The 24,722-nt window shown below is 42.7% G+C and carries 18 protein-coding genes and 1 pseudogene; 9 read left to right on the forward strand and 10 right to left on the reverse strand.

The features are described 5' to 3' along the window. Nucleotides 1-98: 98 nt before the first annotated feature. Nucleotides 99-1,242: pseudogene (locus tag AB6E08_RS12565) on the reverse strand (phage/plasmid replication protein, II/X family). A 130-nt stretch (nucleotides 1,243-1,372) separates the two neighbouring features. Between AB6E08_RS12565 and AB6E08_RS12570 the strand changes: the two are divergent. Beyond that, complete coding sequence (locus AB6E08_RS12570; RefSeq protein WP_372065686.1) at nucleotides 1,373-1,786, forward strand: helix-turn-helix domain-containing protein; 414 nt, start codon at nucleotides 1,373-1,375, stop codon at nucleotides 1,784-1,786. Between the two features lie 1,268 nt (nucleotides 1,787-3,054). Here AB6E08_RS12570 and yciH read toward each other — a convergent pair. Continuing rightward, the gene (gene yciH, locus AB6E08_RS12575; protein WP_009845368.1) at nucleotides 3,055-3,366 is read right to left on the reverse strand and encodes a stress response translation initiation inhibitor YciH; all 312 of its coding nucleotides are present in this window, start codon (nucleotides 3,364-3,366) and stop codon (nucleotides 3,055-3,057) included. Between the two features lie 4 nt (nucleotides 3,367-3,370). Beyond that, on the reverse strand, nucleotides 3,371-3,742 hold the full coding sequence (locus AB6E08_RS12580; protein ID WP_029222765.1) for a DUF3319 domain-containing protein: 372 nt from the start codon (nucleotides 3,740-3,742) through the stop codon (nucleotides 3,371-3,373). Between the two features lie 100 nt (nucleotides 3,743-3,842). Here AB6E08_RS12580 and AB6E08_RS12585 point away from each other — a divergent pair, with 100 nt between their 5' ends. Continuing rightward, a complete protein-coding gene (locus AB6E08_RS12585; RefSeq protein ID WP_371701829.1) occupies nucleotides 3,843-4,811 on the forward strand; it encodes a tyrosine-type recombinase/integrase in 969 nt (322 codons plus the stop codon). A 199-nt stretch (nucleotides 4,812-5,010) separates the two neighbouring features. On the opposite strand, the gene AB6E08_RS12590 is transcribed toward AB6E08_RS12585, so the two are convergent. Together AB6E08_RS12590 and AB6E08_RS12595 are read right to left on the reverse strand one after the other, a co-directional pair. Next, complete coding sequence (locus AB6E08_RS12590) at nucleotides 5,011-6,006, reverse strand: D-alanine--D-alanine ligase (protein WP_102250453.1); 996 nt, start codon at nucleotides 6,004-6,006, stop codon at nucleotides 5,011-5,013. 179 nt (nucleotides 6,007-6,185) lie between these two features. Next, nucleotides 6,186-6,749 carry an SPOR domain-containing protein gene (locus AB6E08_RS12595; RefSeq protein WP_372065690.1) on the reverse strand — a complete coding sequence of 188 codons (564 nt, stop codon included), beginning with the start codon at nucleotides 6,747-6,749 and terminating at the stop codon, nucleotides 6,186-6,188. 216 nt (nucleotides 6,750-6,965) lie between these two features. Between AB6E08_RS12595 and AB6E08_RS12600 the strand changes: the two genes are divergently transcribed. After that, the gene (locus AB6E08_RS12600) at nucleotides 6,966-9,647 is read left to right on the forward strand and encodes a GNAT family N-acetyltransferase (RefSeq protein ID WP_371701827.1); all 2,682 of its coding nucleotides are present in this window, start codon (nucleotides 6,966-6,968) and stop codon (nucleotides 9,645-9,647) included. On the opposite strand, the gene AB6E08_RS12605 is transcribed toward AB6E08_RS12600, so the two are convergent. Then, nucleotides 9,639-10,526: a LysR family transcriptional regulator gene (locus AB6E08_RS12605; RefSeq protein WP_065679020.1), complete on the reverse strand. Its 888-nt coding sequence runs from the start codon at nucleotides 10,524-10,526 to the stop codon at nucleotides 9,639-9,641. The genes AB6E08_RS12600 and AB6E08_RS12605 overlap by 9 nt on opposite strands. A gap of 224 nt (nucleotides 10,527-10,750) precedes the next feature. Between AB6E08_RS12605 and AB6E08_RS12610 the strand changes: the two genes are divergently transcribed. Further along, the gene (locus tag AB6E08_RS12610) at nucleotides 10,751-12,889 is read left to right on the forward strand and encodes a TonB-dependent hemoglobin/transferrin/lactoferrin family receptor (RefSeq protein ID WP_017100553.1); all 2,139 of its coding nucleotides are present in this window, start codon (nucleotides 10,751-10,753) and stop codon (nucleotides 12,887-12,889) included. 423 nt (nucleotides 12,890-13,312) lie between these two features. On the opposite strand, the gene galE is transcribed toward AB6E08_RS12610, so the two are convergent. Then, the gene (gene galE, locus AB6E08_RS12615) at nucleotides 13,313-14,326 is read right to left on the reverse strand and encodes a UDP-glucose 4-epimerase GalE (RefSeq protein ID WP_017100552.1); all 1,014 of its coding nucleotides are present in this window, start codon (nucleotides 14,324-14,326) and stop codon (nucleotides 13,313-13,315) included. A gap of 460 nt (nucleotides 14,327-14,786) precedes the next feature. Between galE and AB6E08_RS12620 the strand changes: the two genes are divergently transcribed. The 3 genes from AB6E08_RS12620 (at nucleotide 14,787) to AB6E08_RS12630 (ending at nucleotide 17,402) form a co-directional block, all read left to right on the forward strand. After that, nucleotides 14,787-15,530: a 5-oxoprolinase subunit PxpA gene (locus AB6E08_RS12620; RefSeq protein WP_029223943.1), complete on the forward strand. Its 744-nt coding sequence runs from the start codon at nucleotides 14,787-14,789 to the stop codon at nucleotides 15,528-15,530. Nucleotides 15,531-15,682: 152 nt separating this feature from the next. Next, complete coding sequence (locus AB6E08_RS12625; RefSeq protein WP_017100551.1) at nucleotides 15,683-16,459, forward strand: allophanate hydrolase subunit 1; 777 nt, start codon at nucleotides 15,683-15,685, stop codon at nucleotides 16,457-16,459. Next, a complete protein-coding gene (locus AB6E08_RS12630; RefSeq protein ID WP_029222767.1) occupies nucleotides 16,452-17,402 on the forward strand; it encodes a biotin-dependent carboxyltransferase family protein in 951 nt (316 codons plus the stop codon). Before AB6E08_RS12625 ends, AB6E08_RS12630 begins: the two co-directional genes overlap by 8 nt. Nucleotides 17,403-17,548: 146 nt before the next feature. Here the strand turns inward: AB6E08_RS12630 and AB6E08_RS12635 are convergent, their stop codons facing one another. The 3 genes from AB6E08_RS12635 to AB6E08_RS12645 all read right to left on the reverse strand — a co-directional run bounded on the left by AB6E08_RS12635 (nucleotide 17,549) and on the right by AB6E08_RS12645 (nucleotide 22,649). Beyond that, nucleotides 17,549-19,003 carry an FAD-dependent oxidoreductase gene (locus AB6E08_RS12635; RefSeq protein ID WP_017100549.1) on the reverse strand — a complete coding sequence of 485 codons (1,455 nt, stop codon included), beginning with the start codon at nucleotides 19,001-19,003 and terminating at the stop codon, nucleotides 17,549-17,551. A gap of 531 nt (nucleotides 19,004-19,534) precedes the next feature. Next, on the reverse strand, nucleotides 19,535-21,973 hold the full coding sequence (locus AB6E08_RS12640) for an ABC transporter permease (protein WP_017100548.1): 2,439 nt from the start codon (nucleotides 21,971-21,973) through the stop codon (nucleotides 19,535-19,537). 1 nt (nucleotide 21,974) lies between these two features. Continuing rightward, nucleotides 21,975-22,649 carry an ABC transporter ATP-binding protein gene (locus AB6E08_RS12645; RefSeq protein ID WP_009845334.1) on the reverse strand — a complete coding sequence of 225 codons (675 nt, stop codon included), beginning with the start codon at nucleotides 22,647-22,649 and terminating at the stop codon, nucleotides 21,975-21,977. Here AB6E08_RS12645 and AB6E08_RS12650 point away from each other — a divergent pair. Further along, nucleotides 22,648-23,265 (forward strand): arylesterase, encoded by a 618-nt coding sequence (locus AB6E08_RS12650; RefSeq protein WP_009845333.1) that lies wholly within the window; start codon nucleotides 22,648-22,650, stop codon nucleotides 23,263-23,265. The genes AB6E08_RS12645 and AB6E08_RS12650 overlap by 2 nt on opposite strands. 81 nt (nucleotides 23,266-23,346) lie before the next feature. Continuing rightward, nucleotides 23,347-24,546, forward strand: coding sequence for an enoyl-ACP reductase FabV (fabV, locus tag AB6E08_RS12655; RefSeq protein ID WP_017100547.1), 1,200 nt, complete (start codon nucleotides 23,347-23,349; stop codon nucleotides 24,544-24,546). Nucleotides 24,547-24,722 lie beyond the last annotated feature (176 nt).

The raw sequence follows: 24,722 nt of genomic DNA on the forward strand, positions 1-24,722 counted from the left end.
AGAGAAGCTGCTTAGTAAACAAGCGAATGATGACAACTACCTTGAAAAACGCCGTTTACGTCTTCTTTGAATACTTCGATTTTTAACATTGTGATTTCCTATGCGTAAGCTTTGAAAGGTAAAATATTGGTTTCGGCTACAACTGGCATTTTGTACCAAGGCGGAATTTCGAGTGGCTGGACTTCGATAATTTCAGAGCGTTTAAGTGTTGGACACATACGGCTAACATCGAATTGTTGACCGATATCGATACCAATCGCTTTTAGACGTGCTTTGTGAACATAAAAATTGGATAGAGAAAGAATATCTCTAAGGTCCGTACCGTGTTGCCACATCGAGAAATAGCTCATAGTGACATTAGCTTTACGTAATGTATCAACAGCGCCGGAAGTAAGTAGCTGATGGGCAATAGATTCATGTACATCATGTGATATTTGTGTTGTTTTCATAGCATTCTCAATGTCTTGTAAGTGTTTGTGAAAGTCTTGTTCTGTAGTGATGCCGTAAAATTGTAAGTCGTGTCGTTTTAATAGTGCTTGTCTTAGGCTGTGCTCTTCTCGGACTACGCCGAATGATTCACAATAATCAATAAGTTTGTTTACGTAGGCTAAAGCCTCTTCTGATACTCCTTCTTTTTTTTCGTTGGTCTTTTAATAAGTGTCTCTGTAAGTCAACTGCTTTCGCATAGAGCTTGTCCATTATCCAAGTCGAACCTTCCCCCCAGTTACAGGTATTCCCATCAGGATAAAGCTTTGGTTTTCGTCCTCTACCAATTTGCATAGAAGAAAGACCTCGAATAAAAGATCGCTCTTTCCCCTTCCCTATGGCTAAGTTTCGAGTCCAGTCTATCGATGTGATTTCAGCGCCATTGCCAATCAGTGAAGACGATTTGCCATCAGCAGATTGACGATGAGCAAAGCGGGTATTTTTAGTGAACGGAGGTAAATTATACGAAGCTAAAATATGGTTATAAATCGCTACACATTCATCAAGCGTCTGCAATCCAAAAAGATTATCCATGCGTTGCCAGCGCGACGGGTTTCCTTCAACTCGCACACGAGTACCATTGCATCGAATAGTTAGCTTTGTACTGTATGAGCCTTCTAATATTTTCTGATTAACCGTCGGCGGAAGATTTTCACCAGTTTCCAGCTCAACCCTTTCGATAACATGACGCCCCACAAGAGGAAGGTTCCCCTCATGGTGATCTTGTTGCATGAATAGCTGATCAATAAAAAACAAATGAAAACCCTGTCAAGTTTTAGTTTGGTGTATTTATATGTACCATACGTAAAACTTTTATCACTCACAAGAAGTGAGTACAGAAAAACAGGTGTATCATAAAAGAAAAGTAACCCATAAAGGATTAACTATGATTGGCCACGTACTAAAAGCATCTAGAATGACAATAAATACATCCCAACAAGAGATGGCAAATAAGCTTGGTATAACTAAACAAACCTACATGAAATGGGAAAATGACGTTACGGAGCCAAAAGCAAGTCAAGTTGTACAGCTGGCTGAAATTTTAGGGTTAAGCGAGAAGGAAATTTGTCAAGGTAAACTCAATCAAAAATTAAGCTTAACTACTTTTATCCATCGATTAAATTACGAAAGACCTTCACCTGAAATGCAAGTGTTGAAATTATGGGAGTACATCGATGATCATGAAGAGTTCTTTGAAAGTTTAGATCCAAAGAGTGAGCATGAATACTTCGAAAATGAAGCCGGAGAACGATATGTGTACGAAGAAATGCGGGGACGTCCGATAAAGAATGAAAGGTAATATTCCTGAATTCAGGAGTTAGTTGGGGTGTTACAGGAACCCCAACCCTTCGGGTGACCGATTGAGATTTTGAAGATGACCTTTTGAGGTCATTTTTTTTGAGTGAAAAATCTCATATTGAGACAAGAGTCCACTATTAAAGATAGTGGACATTTGAAAAGGAAAGCCCCGACCCCGCGCTACGCTTGCCTCGGTGTTCGGTGGCTTTCTTCTCCTTTTCTCCTTCTCACCGTCCTTGCTCAGTCTTCGCCGTCCTTGTTCGTCGTCAAGCGTCGAGTAATCGATAGAAACGAAAATTGGGAGTGCTCTGTACCAAAAAGCTATTCTGGCAAAATGAAAGGAAGGTTTTGTGATCTTCTTTGGAGGGAGTAACGCTTCGCTGCTTATCGGGCAATTTGGGGAGTCATGCCCAAAAACTGTATCGAGTGCCCTTATCCCTGCGGGGCTAGTAAGTCATTCGTAAAAAATATCAATATTTCCCAATAAATTTTAAAAAAAACATTAACACTTAAAAATCAACAGGTTGAATTTGATTGATAAAGAATTCACCCTCTAATTATCAGTGAGACAAATATAATCAAATAGAACTAGAGTTTGGGAGTTTTGACGTACCAAAGGAATCATATATACTCGAATGACTCTGAAGTTTACTTACAGTTCAGATACGAAAAAAACCACAACTAAGTGGCCTTTTAAAATTATTCTCTGAAGTTGACGGCAATCTTCTCAGAAAACAAATCATTACAACATGAGGTAAAGCATGAACAAGATAGACTTATTCATTTTAACCCAGATACTAAAATCTCACAGCTAGTAGGGTTACTCTAAAACTCAGAGGTAAAGATGAAATACTTAGAAATAGTGTTAATTATCATAGATTTATTAGGTAAAGCTCTTGAGCTTATCAATCATTTGATAGGTTAACATTCAAAACTTATGTGGGGCAAAGTTAGCGCTGAGCTCCACAATCATCTAATCATTCAATCATTTCAACTGTTATCAAATGATGTATGTTTCTCTTTACATTGTCAACGTGTTTAATGCTACTTAGAGTGCGCATTGTGCAAATTATGTTATGGGTTAACTTCTAACAACGATTTTCCTAACGAGCATCAAAAAGGCCAGACAAGCTGACCTCCTCATTGAGCATGTTACTCGCCCACGTTCTTATTCCGTTAAGCAGAGCAAACCCTCAACATAATTCATAACCATAATACGCACTTAGCCAGATAATAATCTTCGATTTTACCCCTGGCATTAGTCAGAGCTTAACCGCCAGCAAATTTAACTTTGTAGCCTTTCTTTTCAAGATGCGCTTTGAGTTTGTCACGAGCGTCGCCTTGAATCTCGATGTTGCCATCTTTTACTGAGCCGCCACAGCCACATACTTTTTTGAGTTCCGCAGCCATGAGTTTTAATGGTGCGTCATCTAGGTCTAAGCCTGTTACGATAGAAACGCCTTTGCCTTTACGGCCTTTGGTTTCTTTTTGGATTCGAACAATACCATCACCTTTAGGGCGCTGGACTTTCTCTTCTTCAGGTTTAATACGACCTGTTTCAGTTGAATATACTAGGCTCATAATTTTACTTCTTTTGCTGTGCTGCTTTTTGTTTTGCGAGTAAGAAAGCCTCTATATGACGCTGGATTGCAATCTTGCCACCTTTAATTAGGCGCCCGTTAAACATGCAATACCAAGCGTTAGGCTCACCGCTATCATTTTTAATTTGGTAACCATGGAAGTTTTCAGCTAAGCCACCACCAGACGCTCTCGACTTGTTTAACGCTGTGAATTCTTTCGGGTCAATAAGGGTCGCAGTATCAATCCACCAATCAATACTCTTTTTCACAGCAGGTAAATTGCCTTGAATAATGTTGTTTTTTAGCTTGGCACGCCAAACGGTGTTGTTTGCATCCGCTGATTGTAGAGGAACGCCTCGGTAAACTGAATTTGCCATATCCATTGATCATCGTTTTGTTTTCATTACGTTAATCATAAGTATACTTCTAATGATATCAAGCATAATATGGCAAAAACACCTGTTGAGGTACGGTAATTTGAGAAAAAAAGTCCCTATTTTATCGGACTCTGTGATAATTAATTCATTTGTTGAAAAATTAAACAGCCACGCGACAATTGAAATTATAGATGAGTTAACAGGATATCAGTACTCTCGAAACTCCTTGTTGGGTATCTACAGTGATTGGAATCGCTACCATGCGTTCTGTACTAAAAATCGTATCAACACACTCCCAGCATCCATCACTGCTGTTCGGCGTTTTCTTGAGACTGAATCCAGTGAAAGAAAATTCTCGTCTTTGAAACGTTACACTGCAACACTCAACTTATTGCATACTGTGTTGAGCTTTGCTAACCCAATCAAGCATAGGCAAGTTCGTTTTACCCTGCTCCACTTGCAATCTCGAATGGCTGGCGACTCTAAACAAACCAATGCCATGACATCCGCACACCTTACTGAGTTAAACACGTTACTTTCCCATGAGAAATCGAGCTTAAAAGAGATCAGAGATATCGCGATTTATAATGTGATGTTCGAGTGTGCTTTAAAGCGATCTGAACTAAGGGCGTTGTCGATGGATAATGTGGAGAGCGTTGAGAATGAGTACCAGATTACAATAAAAAATTCAGTTTATAGGCTATCGCGAGTAGCAAGCGCCGCACTTGAGCGTTGGTTTTCGTTTACTGGAACACAAGACGAGTTGCCTGTATTTCGTGCGATAGACAAACATGAAAATATCAGTCTGCAACCTTTAGATGATTCGTCGATCTACAGAATATTGAGAAGAGCAAGTGACTTACTTCAATTGGCTGACAACCACCATTTCTCCGGGAACTCTATTCGTGTAGGTGCCGCACAAGAACTGTCGAAACAAGGCCTTAAGGTGAGAGAAATCCAAGATTTTGGTCGTTGGCTCAGCCCTGCAATGCCTGCACAATATGTGGGTTATTCGGGTACCTCTGAGAGTGAGAAGATGAAGTTTAAAGCACTAATCCCTTGGCAATGAGCTGATGGCTTTGTTAAGAGGCGGCTTGTTTATCTACGGTTTTTTATAGGCAGATTGTTAATAAACTGCTTAGTCAATCAACTGACTTTGCAAACCAAAAACTTCCGACTTAAAAACAAATAGCGCCTTGGCTGGTAAGCTCAAGGCGCTATTTGTTATCTAATGAGTTATATAAAACGGCTAAGATATTTTGGGTGAACTAAGAAATGCTTGTTCTCACGCAGTTCTCTAAGAACTGGCTGAATTTGTGGCCGTCATGTTCAACCATTTTTGGGAACATGGAAATTGGCGTCATACCTGGGAAGGTATTCACTTCGTTCAGGTAGATCTCATTGTCTTGTGTTAAGAAGAAATCGATACGAGACAAGTGACGAAGCTTCATCTGCGTGAATACCTTGCGGGCGCTATCTGCAATCAATTCACGCTGTTCATCGGTTAAGTTAGTTGCTTCAACTTCAGTAATTGAGTGGCTGTCTGCACTGTACTTCTCTTCGTAAGAGTAAAATGCGCCATTAGGTGCAATCACCTCGCCTGGCTTGCTTATCTGTAGCTCGCCATCGATTTCATAAGCGGCAACTTCTAGTTCTCTTGGCACCACGGATTTCTCAATAAGCACTTGATCAGAGAAGGTAAATGCTTTGTTGATTGCTTCACTTAATTCTTCTACTTGATTGACTTGGTAACAGCCAACGGAAGATCCCTGACGAGCCGCTTTGACGAACACTTCCCCCCAACTTTCAAAGGCTTGTGTCGCCTGTGCATGAGCTTGTTCAGTGTTGTCGGATAAGAACAGATAAGGCGTATTTGGGATACCCAGAGCGTCGTACCAAAGTTTTGATGTGATTTTATTGAAGCTGTTGTTGCTTGCTTCAGAACCACAACCTAGGTACGGAATCTTAGCCATTTCAAACAGTGATTGAATATCACCTGTTTCGCCAGGGAAACCATGAATACATGGAACAATGAAATCGACTTTAGATTCTAAGTTGTCGCCACGTAAGGTTTGATCGTTAATATCAAGATAAACCAACTCACCCGAATCAAGACACCAGCCTTCGTTTTTAATTTCAACTCTCACAACGTTAAAATCTGCAACGCTATTAAGTTGTTCAAAAAGGTAATTGGCTGAAACGATTGACACTTCATGCTCTGAAGATCCACCGCCGCAAAGTAGAAGGATGTTTGTGGTGTTCATGGGTAAATTCGGTCCTTGAAACTAGGAATACTGACTTCAATGATAAACAAAAGTCGAAATAGGTACAGTGTTTTGAATGCTAAAATTGTCATCTAAGGAGTGAGCGATTAACTATTAAACAAAACTAACCGTCATAAAACAAAAGAAGGAGCATTTGCTCCTTCTTTATGATTTAAAACTTAGTTTAACTTGTTAAGCGTTGGGTATTCAGAGTTCTTGATATCATCAATGCTCTTAACGAATGGCTTTAAGTTTTGAAAACTGCTCGGCAAAGATGAAATCGCCTTTTTAGCGTCTAAGCGTGTCGCGTAGTCACCGTAAAGTACAGTGAACCACTTCGTGCCGTTAACCATTTTGTAGTTTTCCCAAATTGGCCGGGAAGTGGTTGGTAGCATTTTTACAAAAGAATCGACTTTGGCTTGGCTGCCGACAGCAACAACTTGAACTGTGTAACCAAAGCGTTGGTTCATGTCTTGTTGCTTCTTGGTTGGAGCTGTAATTGTTGCAACCGGCTTAGCTCTAGTCGTGTGAGTGATTTTTTGTTCTACAGGTGTGGTTCTGACAACGTTGACCACGTTCTCTTCAACAACGGCAGTCTGCTCAGATTGAGATACAACTGGAGCTTCAACTTTAGCCGTTTTGAACTCTTCTTGATAGCTATCTGACGTTACATTGGTAACGTAGTTGTCAGATACACATGCAGCCAAGAGCAGTGGCAAAGTCACAATTGCAAGTTTTTTCATGGAAAGCTCTATATCCTTAATAATAATTACTATAAATCATGCCGATACGTCGGTTTAGAATCAAGTTAACTTTGAGATTATACACCATTAGTGGGTGACCTATTTCACAAACTTTATGCAGTGTCTGCTTATTCATCTTAATTCGGTGAATTTGCCATCAACCCGTGAATGAAAAGTAAGTTACGATGAACTTACGTGCATTGCTAGGATATGTCTATGAATCATCTTGATCCCCTACTTAAACCCCGTTCAATCGCTGTTGTTGGTGCATCTCAACGAGAAACGCGTGCAGGATATATCGTCATGAACAATCTGTTGCACGGGGATTTTAAAGGTGCGGTGATGCCGGTAACACCAAAATACGATTCTGTCGCGGGCGTCCTCTCTTACAAAAACATCTTGTCGCTACCTATCGTTCCTGACCTTGCTATTTTGTGCACTAATGCGATACGCAATGTGGCTATTTTTGAAGAGTTGGCCGAGAAAGGCATCGCTTCCGTTATTGTGCTCTCCTCAGACATGCAACAGCAAAGTGATAACGGTGAAACGTTTGATGAGAGATGTATTGCAATCGCCAAAGCAAACAATATTCGGGTACTTGGTTCCAATAGCTTGGGAGTTATTGTTCCGTGGTTAAATTTGAATGCCTCTTTCTCTCCGGTGACGGCGCTGCCAGGTAAAATAGCCTTTGTTTCTCAATCCGCTGCAGTGTGTACAACGATTCTAGATTGGGCGAACGATAAAGAGATCGGCTTCTCGGCGTTTATCTCGATAGGTAATGGCAGTGACATAGAATTCTCAGAGCTGTTGGATTATCTGAGTACCGACTCTCACACCGAAGCAATATTGCTTTATGTTGATAGTATTAAAGATGCGAGGCGCTTTATCTCTGCTGCGCGTGCTGCGTCACGTAATAGACGAATTCTAGTGTTAAAAGGCGGACGAACAGCTAAAGGCCGGGCGGCGGCAATGCTACATACTGGCGGTGCCGATACGTTAGATATTATCTATGACTCAGCGATCCGACGCAGCGGCATGTTACGAGTTAAGAACTTACATGAACTGTTTGCAGCGGTAGAGACTCTGACTCATTCAGTGCCATTGCGTGGAGAGCGCTTGGCCATTGTGACCAACGGCGGCGGCCCTGCGATCATGGCGGTGGATACCCTTTTTGACCGTGGTGGTAAGCTTGCCGAGTTTTCTGAAGATACGCTAGAGAAACTCAATAAGGTTTTACCATTGAGTTGGTCTCAGAGTAATCCAATCGATATAGTTGGTGACGCCGGTGAGCAACGTTATATCGATACGATAAACATCTTGTTAGATGGTGATGAAGCGGACGCGATTCTTATCATGCACAGCCCTTCTGCGATCGCACATTCAGCTAAAACAGCTGAACGAATTATTGAAGCCATTAAAAAGCATCCTCGCCACAAGCGATTTAACATTCTAACGAATTGGTCTGGCGAGCTAACAGCAAAGCCAGCACGAAAGTTGTTTACCGAAGCGGGTTTTCCAACCTATCGAACACCTGAAAGTTCAGTGGTCGCATTCATGCACTTGGTCGAGTACAGGCGTAACCAGCGTCAGTTAATGGAAACGCCAACCACGGCAGAAAAAGTCCATATTGAAGATCTAGCAGATGCAAAAAATTGGATAGAACGACAACTACTGGATAAAAATACAGTTAGCCTTGATACGCATCAAAATAGCCAATTTTTCAAGCACTTCAACCTAGATGTATTACCAACTTGGATAGCTTCTGACCCAAGTGAAGCGGTACATATTGCGGAAACGATTGGTTACCCAGTCGCAGTTAAACTACGTTCGCCAGACATTGCACACAAGTCGGACGTGCAAGGTGTCATGCTTAATTTAAGAAACAGCAATGAAGTCGCCAATGCGGCTCAGGCGATTCTCGATCGATCTCAACTGTCGTTCCCTACTGCGCATATTCATGGCTTGTTAATTCAAGGAATGGCCAAACTTGCCGGCGGGCAGGAGCTACGTGTAAAAGTGACAACGGACGAAACCTTTGGTCCTATCATTTTACTTGGTCAAGGCGGTTCTGAATGGGATGAATCCATTGACGCCGCTGCAGCCTTTCCACCGCTCAATATGACACTGGCGCGTTACTTGATCATTCGGGCGATAAAAAGTGGCAAGATTCGTCTGCAAAAACTACCTAACCCGATTGATATTGAAGGTCTCTCTGAATTGTTGGTGCGTATATCTCAGATGGTAGTGGATTGCCCTGAAATACATGATTTGGATATCCATCCAGTACTGGCAAATGGTGACAAGTTCACGATATTAGATGCCGATATCATCTTGAAAGCATACCAAGGCGATCCTCAAGAACGTCTTGCGATTCGCCCTTATCCAGTCGAATTGGAAGAGAATATCGTACTTAAGGACGGCACTGAGGTGTTGTTACGCCCGATCCTTCCTGAAGACGAGCCGCTTCATGCTGATTTTATTCATCGTGTATCCAAAGAAGACCTTTACAAGCGTTTCTTTAGTGATGTGGGTGAATTCAATCATGAGGCGTTGGCTAACTTTACTCAGATTGACTTTGATAGAGAAATTGCATTTGTGGTCGTTCGAAAGGAACAAGGCGTACCCGCGATTATTGGCGTATCGAGAGCGTTGATTAACCCAGATAACACCGATGCAGAGTTCGCTATTCTGATACGTTCCGATCTGAAAGGCGTCGGATTAGGCCGTATTTTGATGACTAAGGTTATTGACTACTGTCGTACAAAGCAGACCAAGCAGATGTCGGGCATGACGATGCCGACCAACCGAGGGATGCTGACACTAGCCCAGAAGTTGGGCTTCGAGCTAGATATCAGTTTTGAAGACGGCACTGCAGATATGGTGTTGCCGTTACTTTAACGCCCATGTTTTTTTTAGGTGTTGAATACACCATGACTTGGCGTCGCCCATCTTGTTACGTCGCCAAGCCATTACGATGTCGATAGGCTGTGGTTCGGTACCCGAAATTTGTTGTAGAACGCCAGATTCAATCAAAGGTTTAGCTACACTATTCGGTAAGGTGCCGATCCCTAACCCTGCAGTTAGAGCCTCTACCTTGGCTGGGAAGCTTGTTACGGTTAAACGTGGCTGCTTTTCTAGAATATTGATGCTTAATGCAGGTTGGTCACGCGCTGTATCTGCAATTGCGATAACCCTGTAACTTTCCCTCGCCTTTTGGTCGAAATCACCAGATCGCTTATGAACATAGTGATTCGATGCTGCAACCCATACCATTTCCATCTTACCGATAATGTCACTTTTCATATCGTTTGGTATGGTGTCAACCTTTGGGCACACCAATAAATCAGCTCGGCCGTCTGAAAGAGATTCCCAACATCCAGCTAGAATCTCTTCTTGTAATCGAACCCTAGTTTTACTTATTTTTCCGAGTTCATCGACTAATGGGAAGAAATTAGCAATCGGAATAATGCCATCAAAGGCAATCGTTAAATCCAACTCCCAGCCATTAGCAAGAATACTCGCGTCATTAACGAGCTGTTCAGTGGCACCAAGAATGATCCTTCCTTGCTCTAATATTAACTGCCCCGCTTCCGTGAAATTTGCACGGTGGCCTGAGCGATCAAAAATCATAATATCTAAGTCTTGTTCTAGCTTCTGGATTTGATAACTCAATGAAGAAGGTGCTCGGTCCATTTCATTAGCCGCTGCCGCGAAGCTTCCACGACGATCAATGGCATCTAATATGTGTAAGGCTTCAAGTGTTATTGGACTATGCATAACTTTCCTACTTTGTAAGTGAGATCTTAATCACAAAAAGAGAAGCATTCACGGAGTGAATGGAACTGAAAAACTCTTTTTAATACATGTGTTTAATGACGCTAATTATGAATTAGTTGATAATATTGAAAATTATTTAAATGCAAATAATAGTAATTATCATTTAGATCCAACATCATCTTTCGCAAATCAAGATGATATTATGGAACTAAGGTAACTATCAGATGTATAAGCAATCCCTACTCTCTGCTTCAATCGTTTTAGCGCTTTCATCAACATCAGCCTTTGCTGAAGATTATGCCCTATTTGACGAGGTTGTTGTATCAGCAACGCGTACCGAACAAAACAAAGAAGACGTTTCAAGCTCAATTGAGTCTGTCTCTGCAAAAGACATAGATAATCAAATGTCTAGCGACATAAAGCAAGCTCTTCAATACACGCCAGGAGTAGAAGCTCAAGGCGGTGGCCGTTTTGGTATTTCAGGCTTTAACATCCGCGGTGTTGAAGGTGATCGCGTTAAACTTATGGTAGATGGAGTTCAACAACCTACACCATATAACCCTGGCGCTTCTGAGCAACGTAAATATTCGAATGCGATCGAAGTCGATACATTAAGTGTCATAGAGGTGAATAAAGGCCCTGCTTCTACGCTTTACGGTTCAGATGCCATTGGTGGTGCAGTACTGCTAAGAACAAAAAATCCAGAGGATATGCTTAGAACTGACGGGGATGAAAACCGTTTTGGTATTAAATCTACCTATACATCTGCAGATGAACAGTTCAAGAACACAGTTTCTTGGGCGATGCGTAAAGATAAGTTAGAAACGATCGTTATGGCGACATACGCTCAAGGCCACGAGACAGAAACTCATTCATCAGGAAGCGAAGTTCAAGGTCCAGATCGTGGTGCAGAGAACCCAGCAGATACGGAATTAAGTAATATCCTAGCCAAAGCATTCTACAATGTATCAGATTCAAATAAGGTTGGTATTACGGTTGAGCATTACCAACGTCAATATGATGAAGATGAGCTAAACTACAATGGCTATCAGCTTATGCCGGGCTTTGTATATACTGATAATTACAACAAAGACACCAACAAACGTTTTCGTGCAACATTGGAACAACAGCTTAAGCTAAGCTCTTCAATTGCTGACTCTTTAGACTGGTCTCTAAGTTACCAAGACTCAAGTACTCTGAATAAAAACTACGATACAACTCGCTTCAACGGACGTCGACTTCGTGAGCGTGATGCTTCTGATGTAAACATGCAAGTTGATACACAGCTTTCTAAGCTAGTGAATATTGATGGTGCGGATCACGAATTCACATATGGTTTCACATACCTGAAGAATGACTTTGAGCTCGAAAACTACGACCATAAGTTTGACCGAGGCACTGTTACACCGGGTAGCACTGGTATCCCTGATGCAGAAATAACGCAATGGGGTGTGTTTGTTCAAGACCAAGCATTTTTCATGGAAGACAAGTTGATTGTAACTGGCGGTCTTCGTTATGACTCATTTGTTGCTGCCCCATCAACGGATGAAGGCTACAAGACTCAATATGAGAAGAATAAAGATGACGCCGTCACAGCTAAGCTAGGTTCAGTTTACCACATCAATGATAACCTATCGGTATTTGGTCAAGTTGGGCAAGGGTTTAAAGCACCTTCAGTTTACGACCTCTACTACTTCTATACTCGAGGTGCCATCATTGAAGCTAACCCTAACTTGAAAGCCGAAAGAAGTATCTCTTACGAGCTTGGTCTTCGTGGCAATAATGAACATGCTCGCTTTGAACTAAGCACTTTCTACACTGATTACTCTGATTTCATTAACCAGACGAAAACGGGCAAACAAGGCGGTAAAGACGTATACACCAAAGAGAACTTAGATAAAGTAACTATCTATGGTGCAGAGCTTTCTTCAACGATTAATCTAGACACTTTGTTAGACGCACCATTTGGTACCTACACTCGTTTAGCGGTCGCTTATGCTGATGGTGAAGATAAATCTACAGGTAAATCCATTGATTCAGTAGCACCACTAACGGGTACGCTAGGTCTTGGTATCGAACGCGAGACTTTCGGTTCAGCTTTAAATATTAAAATGGTTGCTGCGAAAGATGAGTGGAACTCTGATGACAACGTAAACGTGGCTGGATACACAGTTGTTGATTTGACTGCTTATTACCGCCCTGTCACGGATTTAACCTTGCGAGCGGGTCTATTCAACGCATTAGACAAAAAATATTGGCTGTACAATGACATGTCAGGCCGTGGGCACGATTCTAAGTTCAACACCGATATTAAGTCTCAGCCGGGTCGTAACTGGGGTATATCTGCAAACTACGAGTTCTAACTGGTTAGAAATCTAGTTCGTTGTAGAGCTAAGTTTATTGAGGACCTAGGTGATTAAAGATCTAGGTCGTTCCAAAATAAAGCCATACAAAAAAGACTGTAGAAATTAAAAAGCCAGCTTACGATAAGCTGGCTTTTGTTATTTCACTAAAAGTTGTATCAAAAAGGGGTAAAGTGAAATTATTTCTCTGCCATTTCTTTCTTAACCATTACTGCAGCAGCAATGATGAAAGTGATGATTAGGCCTAGTTCCATGATTAACTCCAAAGAAAATTAACATTAAACATATAATTCGCGAGCATGATAACAACAACCGATACAGAATGATACTTTTTAACCACCAAATCACTTTTTATTCGATTTAGATCAAAAAAGATGCCCTAGAGCATCTTTTTGTACGTTAACTATTCATGAAATCACTTAATTAACCAGGGAAACCATCAGGATTTGTTGATTGCCAGCGCCATGTATCTTCACTCATTTCAGCCAGTGTGCGTGTCGCATTCCACCCCAGTTCTTTCTGAGCTTTCGCTGGGTCGGCCCAACACTCTGCGATATCACCAGGACGACGCTCAACGAGTTTATAAGGTATCGCTTGGCCGCTCGCTTTCTCGAAGGCTTTAACCATATCTAATACACTTGAACCGTTGCCAGTACCTAGGTTATAGATGTGAAGACCGTTTTTACGCCCTACTTTCTCAAGTGCTGCAATGTGTCCATCAGACAGATCCATAACGTGGATGTAATCACGAACACCAGTGCCATCCTTTGTTGGGTAATCACTACCAAATACAGATAGGAATTCACGTCGGCCAACTGCAACTTGAGATACAAATGGCATTAGGTTGTTTGGAATACCACTTGGGTCTTCACCGAGTTCACCACTTGGGTGTGAACCTACGGGGTTAAAGTAACGTAATAACGTAATGCTCCAATCGGGGTTAGCCTTTTGGAAGTCAGTTAAGCACTCTTCAACCATGAGCTTGCTACGACCGTAAGGATTGGTTGCGCTTGTGGGAAAATCTTCTGTGATAGGAACACTAGCAGGATCGCCATAAACTGTTGCTGAAGAGCTGAATACTAATGTCTTTACGTCAGCGTCACGCATTGCATCGACAAGGACTAACGTGCCATTTACATTGTTGTCGTAGTATTCGAGAGGTTTGGCAACAGACTCGCCAACCGCTTTCAGGCCCGCAAAATGAATAACAGCTTCAATATTGTGTTTCTTCATAGTTTCAGTTAAAAGCGCTTTATCACGAATGTCACCTTCAATGAAATCAGGACGAACGCCAGATACTTTTTCGATACGTTCTAAAACGCTTGGTTTACTGTTGTATAAGTTATCGAAAAGCACAGGTGTCATACCTGCGTTAATCATCTGGATACTTGTGTGGCTACCAATGTAGCCCATGCCACCTGTAACTAAAACATTCATGTTTAGCGGACCTTTTAATTAAAAACACTCAACCTACCTCTTATGATACAACAGCTTAGGGTTGAGTCACAAACGCCTATGGCAGATACACCGCACGAGAGAACGAAAACTGACCTTTACCTTGAATTTCACTTAGACGTACACCTCAGCGCCAACCTTCAGAATTACATCAATGTCGCCATATGATTCATCACCTTACGTTTGCTCCCTAAACCGGAAACAAAATAGATGAAGCGCTGTTTGTCGAACACTTGTTTTTCAATTATCTTTAACCATAGTTTCTATACGTCATTGATGAAAGGAAGCATTTTTCACAATCCATTCTTTAGCGGGTTTGATACATGCCGTGACCTCATAGTAAATGCAGTTCTTGGTGTCGAAAATTTGAGTTAGGTCACTGTTTATTTATGGTATTTATAAGACCGTCATTACTCACCTCAACGTAAAGGGTTAGCACCACGTGACAACGAAGATTTTGCTTAATTGCGACATGGGAGAAAGTTTCGGCAATTGGAAGATGGGCGATGACGAGTCGGTCATGGAATGGGTCGATATGGCAAACATCGCTTGTGGCTTTCACGCGTCTGATCCGCACGTTATGTCTAAGACCATAAAACTGGCGCAGTACTATCACACCCAAATTGGTGCCCACCCTGGTTATCAAGATTTAGTTGGGTTTGGTCGCCGTTCTATTCCTCATACCATGGACGAGATCAGTGAGCTGGTTTGCTATCAAGTTGGCGCACTACAGGCTCTTTGCCGCTATCACCACACCTCTGTTGGTTATGTGAAACCTCATGGTGCCCTTTACAACGATATGATGGCGAACATTGATGTGTTTAATGCCGTTGCCCAAGCCGTTGCTGAATTTAACATCCCCCTAATGATCCTCTCTTCGTCAGACAATCAGCAGTATTTAGATATTGCTGACGATCATGACTTACCCCTCTTGTTTGAAGCGTTTGCTGACCGTGCATACTTGAATAATGGGCAGTTATCGCCGCGAACTCAAAAAGGCTCGGTTTACGTCAACCAAGACGACATCTACAACCAAGTCATGCAAATCATTAACTACGGTTCGGTTACGACCATTGAAGGTGAAAGACTGCCTATTGAAGCCGATACCATCTGTGTTCATGGTGATAACCCCCAATCCATCGCATTAATTAGAAAAATCAGACAAGACCTTAACGCTTTTAATTAGTATTGCGAAAGCTAGAAAGCGGTTAGCTAAAAGAAAGCGATAAGATAAGACCACAAAACAAGAAACCATGGCCAATTACCAAAGCTCATTACGCTGTGATTGGCACGAATGGTACTTTAAAGCGTATTTCTTCGTATCAGTATGGAAGCGAAATGAAGATGAACAAGATTGAATTCAATATCGACCCTGTCGCAGAGTGCAGTGTTCTCGTTACATTAACTTCAAGCGTGACGCAAAGTGTAGAGCACAGTTCAAGTGCAGATGATTCTCGATACATGGCCCACTTTTCTGAGGCCATTCGACAACATTTCGCGTCAGTATTAATGAACGTGACACCGGCTTATCACACAATATTGGTGGATTACCTACCTTATCGAATTTCAGAACATCAGCTCATTGAACAACTCAACTCTTTGTTGAGTCATGCTATTTCGTCCTTCTCTAGTGTTAGTAACACGCGTAACACTATCGAGCTTCCCGCTTATTACTCACCAGAAACAGCACTCGATTTAGACCGATATCAAGCCAAAGGCATGTCGCTCGACGATATTATTCAATATCACACCTCACAGACATACAGCGTCAGTGCGATTGGATTTACCCCTGGCTTTGCGTTTATGTCTGATGTGGTCAACGAGCTTGCTTTGCCTCGTCATTCAACCCCTCGCTTAAGAGTACCGAAAGGCAGCATCGCCATCGCGGATACGAAAACGGCGGTGTATCCTTCGGACTCACCGGGCGGTTGGAATATTATTGGCAATTGCCCGCTAGCACTGTTTGATCACAGCCAATTGAAGAACGCTGATACCACGCAAACGCCGCTGTCTCGACTTAATGTCGGTGACACAGTCCGTTTCATCGCGATTTCAAAACAAGAATTTGTTGAGCTTAGTTTTATGGAGATTAGTGGAGATGTCGCTAATGGTTAATACAATAGCTAAACCAACACTAACAGTGATTAAACCCGGCCCGTTGAGTTTGATTCAAGACTTCGGACGATTTGGTGTCGCTCATCTCGGGTTGACACAAGGTGGCCCTGTTGATGATTACTCGTATAGCTGGGCCAATCACCTGCTCGGAAACCCAGTCAACCAAGCAGTGTTGGAAATCACGCTTGGGCAATGCGCGTTACGAATCGATTTTGATTGTGAGATGGCATTATGTGGTGGCGATTTACAAGCGCAGCTCGATGGTAAACCACTGTCGAACTGGCGTACTTTTCAAGCTTTCTCAGGGCAAGTCCTCTCATTTGGTTTACCTAAAAATGGTCTAAGGGCGTATTTAGCCGTTAAGGGTGGCTTCGATGTTCCATCAACTCTTCATAGCTGTTCTACGGTGACTCGTGAAAAGATTGGTGGATTAACGCAAGATGGACAGCCATGCCAGCAAGGGCAACACATTGCTTTTACCCAACACCAACTCTCTCGCCCGTTTAAAGCGTTGAGTGTCACCTTCCGATACACGCCTAATTACAACCTACCAGTGAACCTGCGAGTGATTGAAGGCTATCAAAGCGAGCTGTTCTCAGAGTCAGCAAAAGCGACTTTGTATAACGTACAGTATCACGTTGACCAAAATTCTAATCGCATGGGTTATCGACTGAGTGGCGAATCGGTTGATTCACCTGATATTTCGCTATTGTCAGAAGGCATTGCCTTAGGTGCGATTCAAATCCCCCAAGATGGGCAACCTATCGTGTTGCTTAATGACAGACAGACCATTGGTGGCTATCCGAAGATTGGATGTGTTGCCAGAATCGATTTACCGCGCTTAGCACAAGCCAAACCTGGACATAAAGTCTCGTTTAGTAAAGGCGATCGCTTAGGATTACAAGATGTTTGGTGCCAATGGGCTCAGTTTTTCGGCTATTAGTTCTTGCTCTGTAGCTAAAAGTAATTGCCTAAAGATGTAGTTCGGTTGGTTTTCGGTATATTAGCTGGCGTTTGAATGAAGGTTCGGCTTACCTGTCAAAGTAAGCCGAATTGAAGATGTTTAGCGTAGTAGATTATGACTGAGTATTAAGCGTGATCTTGGCCTGATACCTTTGCAAGGGCTTCTGGGTATCCGCGTTCTTGTGTCAAATCTATCGCTTTATTCTCAATATTCTTTAGATTAAGTGACATTGTCACTGAGTGTGTATTTTCAATCGATACTGACTCTGCGACATCAAACCAATGCTCAGCGACCTTTTGCGCTGCCTCTAAGGTTGAAGATGCTTTGACTACTTCAAGTCGAGCATAGCGATCACCACAGAATGACACGTCTGAAGCTCTTAAGCTCGGATCGGTTCCCGGAATCTGCTGTGCACCGAACAAAGGCTTACCACCTACCAGTGCAGAGCTAAAACTTGGGATGAACTGAGACATATGCGTTATCGCAGCGCGAGTTCTTAATTCGAGCTGCTCTTCACTCCAACCTGATACGATTTTCTTAAGAAGCTTAGAAGGCAACTGAGGCTGTGATGAATCTGTTGATGATGAAACAAGCCCACCCTCAAATAGAGTAATCCCTTCTGTCATACCGTGAAGTTGGAATACACCATCAGCGTACGGTGTTAACTGAGCCATGCCTTGCGGTGTGCCTCTCGGGCCATGGAAGATAACCTCTGGCCACTCTTCCTTACATTCTTGCGAATACGGCCACTGCGTAACGTATGCGGCTTTGAACTCAACAAGCCTTTGTTGCTTAGAACCGACAAAGTCATCCACGATGCCCGTTTCAAAGCCACTTGCATTAATCAAGTAGTCGGTCGTTAGGTGACAGCTTTGGTTCTCAGCGTCTGTATAAGTCAAAGACCAACCTTGCTCTAACGATTCAACAGATTGTAATCGGCTGTTGGTTAACACGGTACAATTAGATTGTTGCCCCAAAGAGAGTTGAGCGGTTGCTGATAAGCGGAATACGCTCCAGCCATACTCTTGAACCATAGCAACAGGATACTTAAGGGTTTCTAGATCCGTATGTTTAGCGAAAGGAATACACCATTCATCAAGCGATGTTGGTTTCAGAGGCTGTGTTTGAGCAGCAAGTGCTAGTAACTCTTCTTTACTATACAGCTTGTAATACTCTTCCGGTTTACCAAGCACTTGGTTGCTTTTATCTTGATTAACAAGCTCAGCATAAGCGTTCTTGATTATCTTTAGGCGCGGAAGAAGATCCAACGGCTCTCCACCATCACTGTGTGGAACAGCGATAATTGTCGGACGAATATTGATCGTATGGGGAAACAAGCGGACGGTATCAATTGACTGAGTGAGCAACTGAAGACACTGCTCTACAGAAATATCTCGATACAAATTGCCACCAGCATGCAGATGGCAAATTGGTGGACCATTAACCAAACTCGGTCCTTTTTCCAAAATAGTGACCTTATAACCCAACTCACTAAAATGAATTGCGCTCGTCGTTCCGGCAATACCACCACCAACAATGGCAATAGAAGGCTGATTTGTATCCGTTTTGTTGTGGTTCATCGTGTTCTGTAGAATATGATTAACTGCCGCTATTCTACTTTTGTTCTGCTACGAATTAAAACACATTTTTATCAAGGTCTTAGATAGGCAGTATTTAATATCTATGTAAAAAACCTAAATAATCTCTTGACTCAATAACTCCAGATTGAGTTTTAAAGGTTATTATAACCGTCACATTTGTCCTAAGTGACGCCACATAAAGGCTGCCTCAGTACTCTTAAAACATAGATGTTAACTTATCCCTAAAGTTATCCACCGTTTTTGTGGATAACTGTTGATAACGTTCTTGCTAAGTTGCGCAAACCCTTTGTTTACAGGGACTAACCGCTGTTCATTAAATCGGCATTATTGCGCAATTAATTTTAAAAAATACTAAAAAAACGGGAAATTAAGGTGCGATGTTCGTAACTTGTGCTACGCATTGGTCAAATAAAAAGCGGTCTAAAGAGACGTCTTATAAATAGTGAACGACTAAGTATAAGTAATGTCACTTTTAGACCGTTTTAAGCATTTGTGAGATCTCGCTAGCGACTAGCCAAAATCCTTGTTTACTGGTGCCAACAAACGTTTGATTAAGCTATTCACTACCGCGGCCAATGTGATAAACGTCAGCACGGGTAGCGCTATCCACAGTATTGGGTGGAGTGAAGGTTCTAACTCAAAGCCAAAGTTCATTACCCCTGCAACACTGAGTTCAGAACCTAGCGCAGCAATTGAGCCAGCTACTAACGCCATCACCCCGTATTCACACCAAATAGTGTTAAGAATACGCTTCTTACTCGCGCCTAAGGTTCGGTACAAGCGTATCTCTTGTTGTCTTTGAGATAAGCTCAGTCGCAACAGAGTGAAGATAAGCAATAGCCCCGCCACTACACCTAACGCGGCAAGTACGGTTATCGACCAAACAATCTGTTTGAGCAACTCTTGGATCTTGCTACCCATTTTACGAATGTCCATCAAACTCACGGTCGGGTGATTTCGAGATAATTCGTTGAGCATTTGGTTGTGTTGCTCTTCTAATCTGAAGCTCACCAACCAAGTAGAAGGAATAGCGCTCAAAACATCGGGAGTAAAAATGAAATAGAAGTTTGGCTTCATTTCACGCCATTCTACTTTTCGGATGCTGTTCACCTTGGCAGAGACGTTCTGGCTGTTGATTGTGAATGAAAGATCATCGCCAATTTTCAAACCAAGTTGCTCTGCGACATCGGATTCCACAGATACGCCCTGCTCTTGTGTCCAGCTGCCTTCTAATACTTCATTGTACTCAGGCAGGCTATCTCCCCAAGTGAAGTTGATCTCACGACTTAGTGCATCTGTTTCTTCTGAGGTCTCGCTGTATTTCGCCGCCTCAACGCCGTTAATGGTTGTGAGCCTTCCTCGTATAATTGGAAACGCTTGAGTACGCTCTACTTCGTTTGCATCAATCGTCTCGAGATAACTGTCTTTCTCATAGCTCGCAATATTCAGCGCAAACGCATTTGGCGCGTTTTCAGGCAAAGTTTGCTGCCAATCTGACAACAAGTCACTTCTCACTAGCCATATGATCGATAACAGCATCAAAGACAGCGCTAAAGAACCAAATTGAATCCCTGTTGCTAATGGTGTGCGATTAATTCGGCTCAATGCCAAGCGCATAGATGTCGACGTCGGCAGTTGACCCACCAAACGCAGAACAAACGTACTGACAATCGCGAGTACTAAGAACAGGCAAGCGATACCCGCTAGAACTATCCATACCAACAGATTGTCACCGTACATCAGCATCATTGGAATAATAGGTACTAGCAACAACAGGTATTTCTTGTAGCTTTCATTAGACTGGTGACTTGATTGAATCACGCTGATTGCCGAAGTGCTTACCAAGCCAATTAACGGAATACCAAGAGCAGGCACACCAATGAGAATGCTTGATAAAATCGCCAAAATGACAGGTTCAATACCATAGCTAGGAAGTGGTGTTGGTAATAAGTCGCCCAGAGGTATACGAAGCAAAAATTCTAAGCCGATACCGATGGTAATTCCCAGTACTGCACCAATAACCACCAACAGAGACACCTGTATAGACAACCATTTAATGATCCATTGTTTGCTTGCCCCTAAACTCTTAAGCATCGCAATGGTTTTACGACGACTCGCAACATAATGTTGGCAAGTGAGTACCAAAGTGGTCGCAGCCATGATCACAACGATAGCAACCGTTAGCGATAAGTATTGAGTCGTACTTTCGAACATCTCGTTGGTACGACTGGCTGAGTCTTGTGTACGCCAGCGATCACTTGGTGTCAGTTCGATACTGTCTTGTGCTGCTTTGAGTTTCGATTCATCACCATTTAAAAACAATCTAAAGCTAACGCGGCTACCTGGTTGGATTGCGCCTGTCGCTTCAACATCATTATTGTGAATCAGAACAGCAGGCATTTGTTGGAAAGGGTTAAAACTCAGGCCCGGTTCTTGCGCGATACGCCCTGTAATTCTTAAATCGGCATCGCCAATAGTGACATTGTCACCAATTTCAACCTCTAGCTGCGCAAATATACGCTCATCAAGCCACAATTCACCCGGTTCAACATGATTGCTTACCGCGCTATCTGCTCCTTGCAGTATCATTTCGCCGCGTAAAGGATAATTGCTCTCTACGGCTTTAACGGTAACCAACTGCATCGAGTTATCACTGAATGCCATGGTTGAGAAGCGAGTTAACTGAGAGCTTTCTAACTGTTCAACCTGAGTCAGATCTAACAAAGGTTGTGGGATTGGGTTTGCCGATACAAATACACTGTCGGCGGTTAACGCATCTTTGCCCTGCTTTACGATCACTTGTTCCATACGCTCAGCTAAAGCTGAAAGCGCGAACACACAAGCTATAATGAGCGTTAGAGCGATGGATACCGGCCATAGCTGACCATGTCGAATCTCTTCGATACTCCATGAAAACAGTCGTTTGTTCAGTCCGTGTGATGAATTCAATTTACACTTCCTCTATGTGACCGACATGCATTTTCAAGGTTCGTTGGCAACGCTGTGCGAGCTTAGGGTCATGCGTGACGAGAACAAGCGTTGTACCGTGCGATGAATTAAGTTCGAACAACAGCTCGACGATTTTCGCTGCCGTTTGTTGGTCTAAGTTGCCTGTAGGTTCATCAGCAAAAAGGATTTTTGGCTTGATCATAAACGCGCGAGCTAAAGCGACTCTTTGTTGTTCACCGCCTGATAGCTGAGATGGCAGGTGATCAAGCCTGTCTTTCAAGCCCACTGATTCAAGCAAAGCCGTCGCGCGTTCGATGTCTTCGTCTTCACCTTTCAACAAACAAGGCAGCGTGACGTTTTGCAGGGCAGAAAGGCTTGGGATCAATAAGAAGCTTTGGAAAACAAACCCAACGGATTCACTGCGGATTTTGGCTCTCGCTTCGTCATCAAGCTGTGATAGAGGTTGGCCTAACAAACTGATTTCGCCAGAAGTTGGCACATCGAGTCCTGCAAGCAGTGTCATTAACGTGGATTTACCAGCACCTGAAGTACCGACGATCGCAACCGTTTCACCCTCACGAATATCGATATCAACATGCTCTAAGATTGTTAAATGTTCTTGATTAGTAGACACTGTCTTCGAAACAGCTTCTGCTTTAATGATGGATGTATGCATGACTCGACTAATTTCCTTTTTATTCTTAATTATATTTTCAACCGCTTCTTTGGCTCAAGATACCGAGTTAGATTCTAAGTTACTGGTGCTTGGTGATAGCTTGAGTGCTGGTTATAACATGGACATCAAACAGAGTTGGCCAAGCCTGTTACCAGACGCGTTAGCAAAGCATGACAAAACGGTAACCGTGGTCAACGGAAGTATTTCTGGTGACACAACTGGCAATGGCTTAGCTCGTTTACCACAATTGCTTGAAGAACACGCCCCAGACACTGTTCTTATCGAACTCGGTGCGAATGATGGTCTTCGTGGATTCCCACCTAAGCTGATGTCTGCGAATCTTGATCAAATCATTAAGCAGATAAAAGCTGCGGGCGCGAAACCTATTATGATGAAGATTAAAATCCCACCGAATTACGGTAAGCGTTACAACCAACAGTTTGAGTACGTTTTTGCAGCGCTTGCTGATCAACAAAACGTGCCACTTTTGCCGTTTTTCCTAGAGCATATCATCCTCAAACCGGAGTGGATGATGAACGATGGACTGCATCCAAAACCAGAAGCTCAGCCTTGGATTGCTGAATTTGTCGCCAAAGAATTATATCAGTATCTTTAGGTTTTAATGGTCTAGCTCAATAAATTTTACACAGCTTTACGTTAGCCTGAGTGCATATCACCGTTAACTGTAAGGTTATTTATGCTGATCGAACCTATTATCAAGGGTGTGGTAGCCAAAAGCGCTCACCCTCTAGGCTGTCAAGAAGCCGTAAAGCAACAAATCAAGTTTGTTAAGAGTACGCCGCAGATCAAAGATGGCCCTAAGCGAGTACTGATTATCGGTGCTTCCTCTGGCTTTGGACTTGCCGCTCGCATTGCCCTCACCTTTGGCGGTGCAAAAGCTGACACCATCGGCGTCTCATTCGAGCGCGGTCCTAACGAAAAATCCCTAGGCAGCGCTGGTTGGTACAACAACATTTATTTCAAGAAAGAAGCCGAACGAGAGCAACGCACTGCTATCAACATTGTTGGCGACGCATTTTCACAAGAAACACGTTCACAAGTTGTCGAAGCCATTGAAACCTACTTCGAAGGTGAAGTGGATCTAATTATCTATAGCTTAGCCGCTGGCGTAAGACCCAAACCAAATACCGAAGAATTCTGGCGCTCTGCCATTAAGCCAATCGGTGAAAGCGTGACTGGTGCGACTATCTCACTAGAGCACGACAACTGGGTGACCAACACACTTGATGCTGCAACGGAAGAAGAAGCCGAAAGCACACTCAAAGTCATGGGCGGCGAAGATTGGGAACAGTGGATAGATGAGCTGATCAATGCTGAATCTATTGCCCCAGGTTGCAAAACCATTGCTTTTTCTTACGTTGGTCCAGAAGTCACGCACCCTATCTACTTAGACGGTACTTTGGGCCGCGCTAAAATAGACCTTCATCAAACAAGTCACGCACTTAACCTTGAACTAGCTAACTTTGGCGGTAATGCTTACGCGACCGTGTGTAAAGCATTAGTGACCAAAGCGAGTGTGTTCATTCCGGGGCTAAGCCCTTACCTACTCGCTTTATATAGAGTGATGAAAGAAAAAGAGACCCACGAAGGTTGTATCCAACAAATGCAACGCTTATTCAGCAGTAAGCTGTATGGACAAACCAAAGTACCACTTGATGGCGAGCGCCTAATTCGGATGGATGAATGGGAACTCGACCCAGAAACCCAAGCTCATGTGACTGAACTACTTGAAGCTATGGATGAAAACAACTTCCAATCAATCGGTGACTATCAAGGTTTTAAAGAAGAGTTTTTACAGTTGAACGGTTTTGCTCAACCATCGGTAGACTATAAAGAGAAACTTAACACTGATGATTTTATAAAGTTAAAGCCTTAATCGAAACTTATCTCATTACTGAGACCCAGATTCACATTTGAAAACCTCCGCAAAATTGCGGAGGTTTTTTTGTGCAACATTTCTTATACTTAGTTAATGTAATATTCACAGTTTATTTGGTTCATCTTAATTAACACAGGATGTGTTGATGCATTTAGCATAATTGACTCGGAGTC

Source organism: Vibrio sp. 10N.247.310.24 (assembly GCF_041467175.1).
In the GTDB taxonomy this organism is placed as follows: Bacteria; Pseudomonadota; Gammaproteobacteria; order Enterobacterales; family Vibrionaceae; genus Vibrio; species Vibrio tasmaniensis_A.

Excerpts from the sequence above, each read along its gene's own strand:
- AB6E08_RS12650 (WP_009845333.1), top strand. The coding sequence starts at position 22,648 with ATGACTCGACTAATTTCCTTTTTATTCTTAATTATATTTTCAACCGCT.
- AB6E08_RS12625 (WP_017100551.1), top strand. The coding sequence starts at position 15,683 with ATGAAGATGAACAAGATTGAATTCAATATCGACCCTGTCGCAGAGTGC.
- fabV (WP_017100547.1), top strand. The coding sequence starts at position 23,347 with ATGCTGATCGAACCTATTATCAAGGGTGTGGTAGCCAAAAGCGCTCAC.
- AB6E08_RS12595 (WP_372065690.1), bottom strand. The coding sequence starts at position 6,749 with ATGAAAAAACTTGCAATTGTGACTTTGCCACTGCTCTTGGCTGCATGT.
- AB6E08_RS12570 (WP_372065686.1), top strand. The coding sequence starts at position 1,373 with ATGATTGGCCACGTACTAAAAGCATCTAGAATGACAATAAATACATCC.
- AB6E08_RS12645 (WP_009845334.1), bottom strand. The coding sequence starts at position 22,649 with ATGCATACATCCATCATTAAAGCAGAAGCTGTTTCGAAGACAGTGTCT.
- galE (WP_017100552.1), bottom strand. The coding sequence starts at position 14,326 with ATGAATGTTTTAGTTACAGGTGGCATGGGCTACATTGGTAGCCACACA.
- AB6E08_RS12590 (WP_102250453.1), bottom strand. The coding sequence starts at position 6,006 with ATGAACACCACAAACATCCTTCTACTTTGCGGCGGTGGATCTTCAGAG.
- yciH (WP_009845368.1), bottom strand. The coding sequence starts at position 3,366 with ATGAGCCTAGTATATTCAACTGAAACAGGTCGTATTAAACCTGAAGAA.
- AB6E08_RS12630 (WP_029222767.1), top strand. The coding sequence starts at position 16,452 with ATGGTTAATACAATAGCTAAACCAACACTAACAGTGATTAAACCCGGC.
- AB6E08_RS12580 (WP_029222765.1), bottom strand. The coding sequence starts at position 3,742 with ATGGCAAATTCAGTTTACCGAGGCGTTCCTCTACAATCAGCGGATGCA.
- AB6E08_RS12635 (WP_017100549.1), bottom strand. The coding sequence starts at position 19,003 with ATGAACCACAACAAAACGGATACAAATCAGCCTTCTATTGCCATTGTT.
- AB6E08_RS12600 (WP_371701827.1), top strand. The coding sequence starts at position 6,966 with ATGAATCATCTTGATCCCCTACTTAAACCCCGTTCAATCGCTGTTGTT.
- AB6E08_RS12610 (WP_017100553.1), top strand. The coding sequence starts at position 10,751 with ATGTATAAGCAATCCCTACTCTCTGCTTCAATCGTTTTAGCGCTTTCA.
- AB6E08_RS12605 (WP_065679020.1), bottom strand. The coding sequence starts at position 10,526 with ATGCATAGTCCAATAACACTTGAAGCCTTACACATATTAGATGCCATT.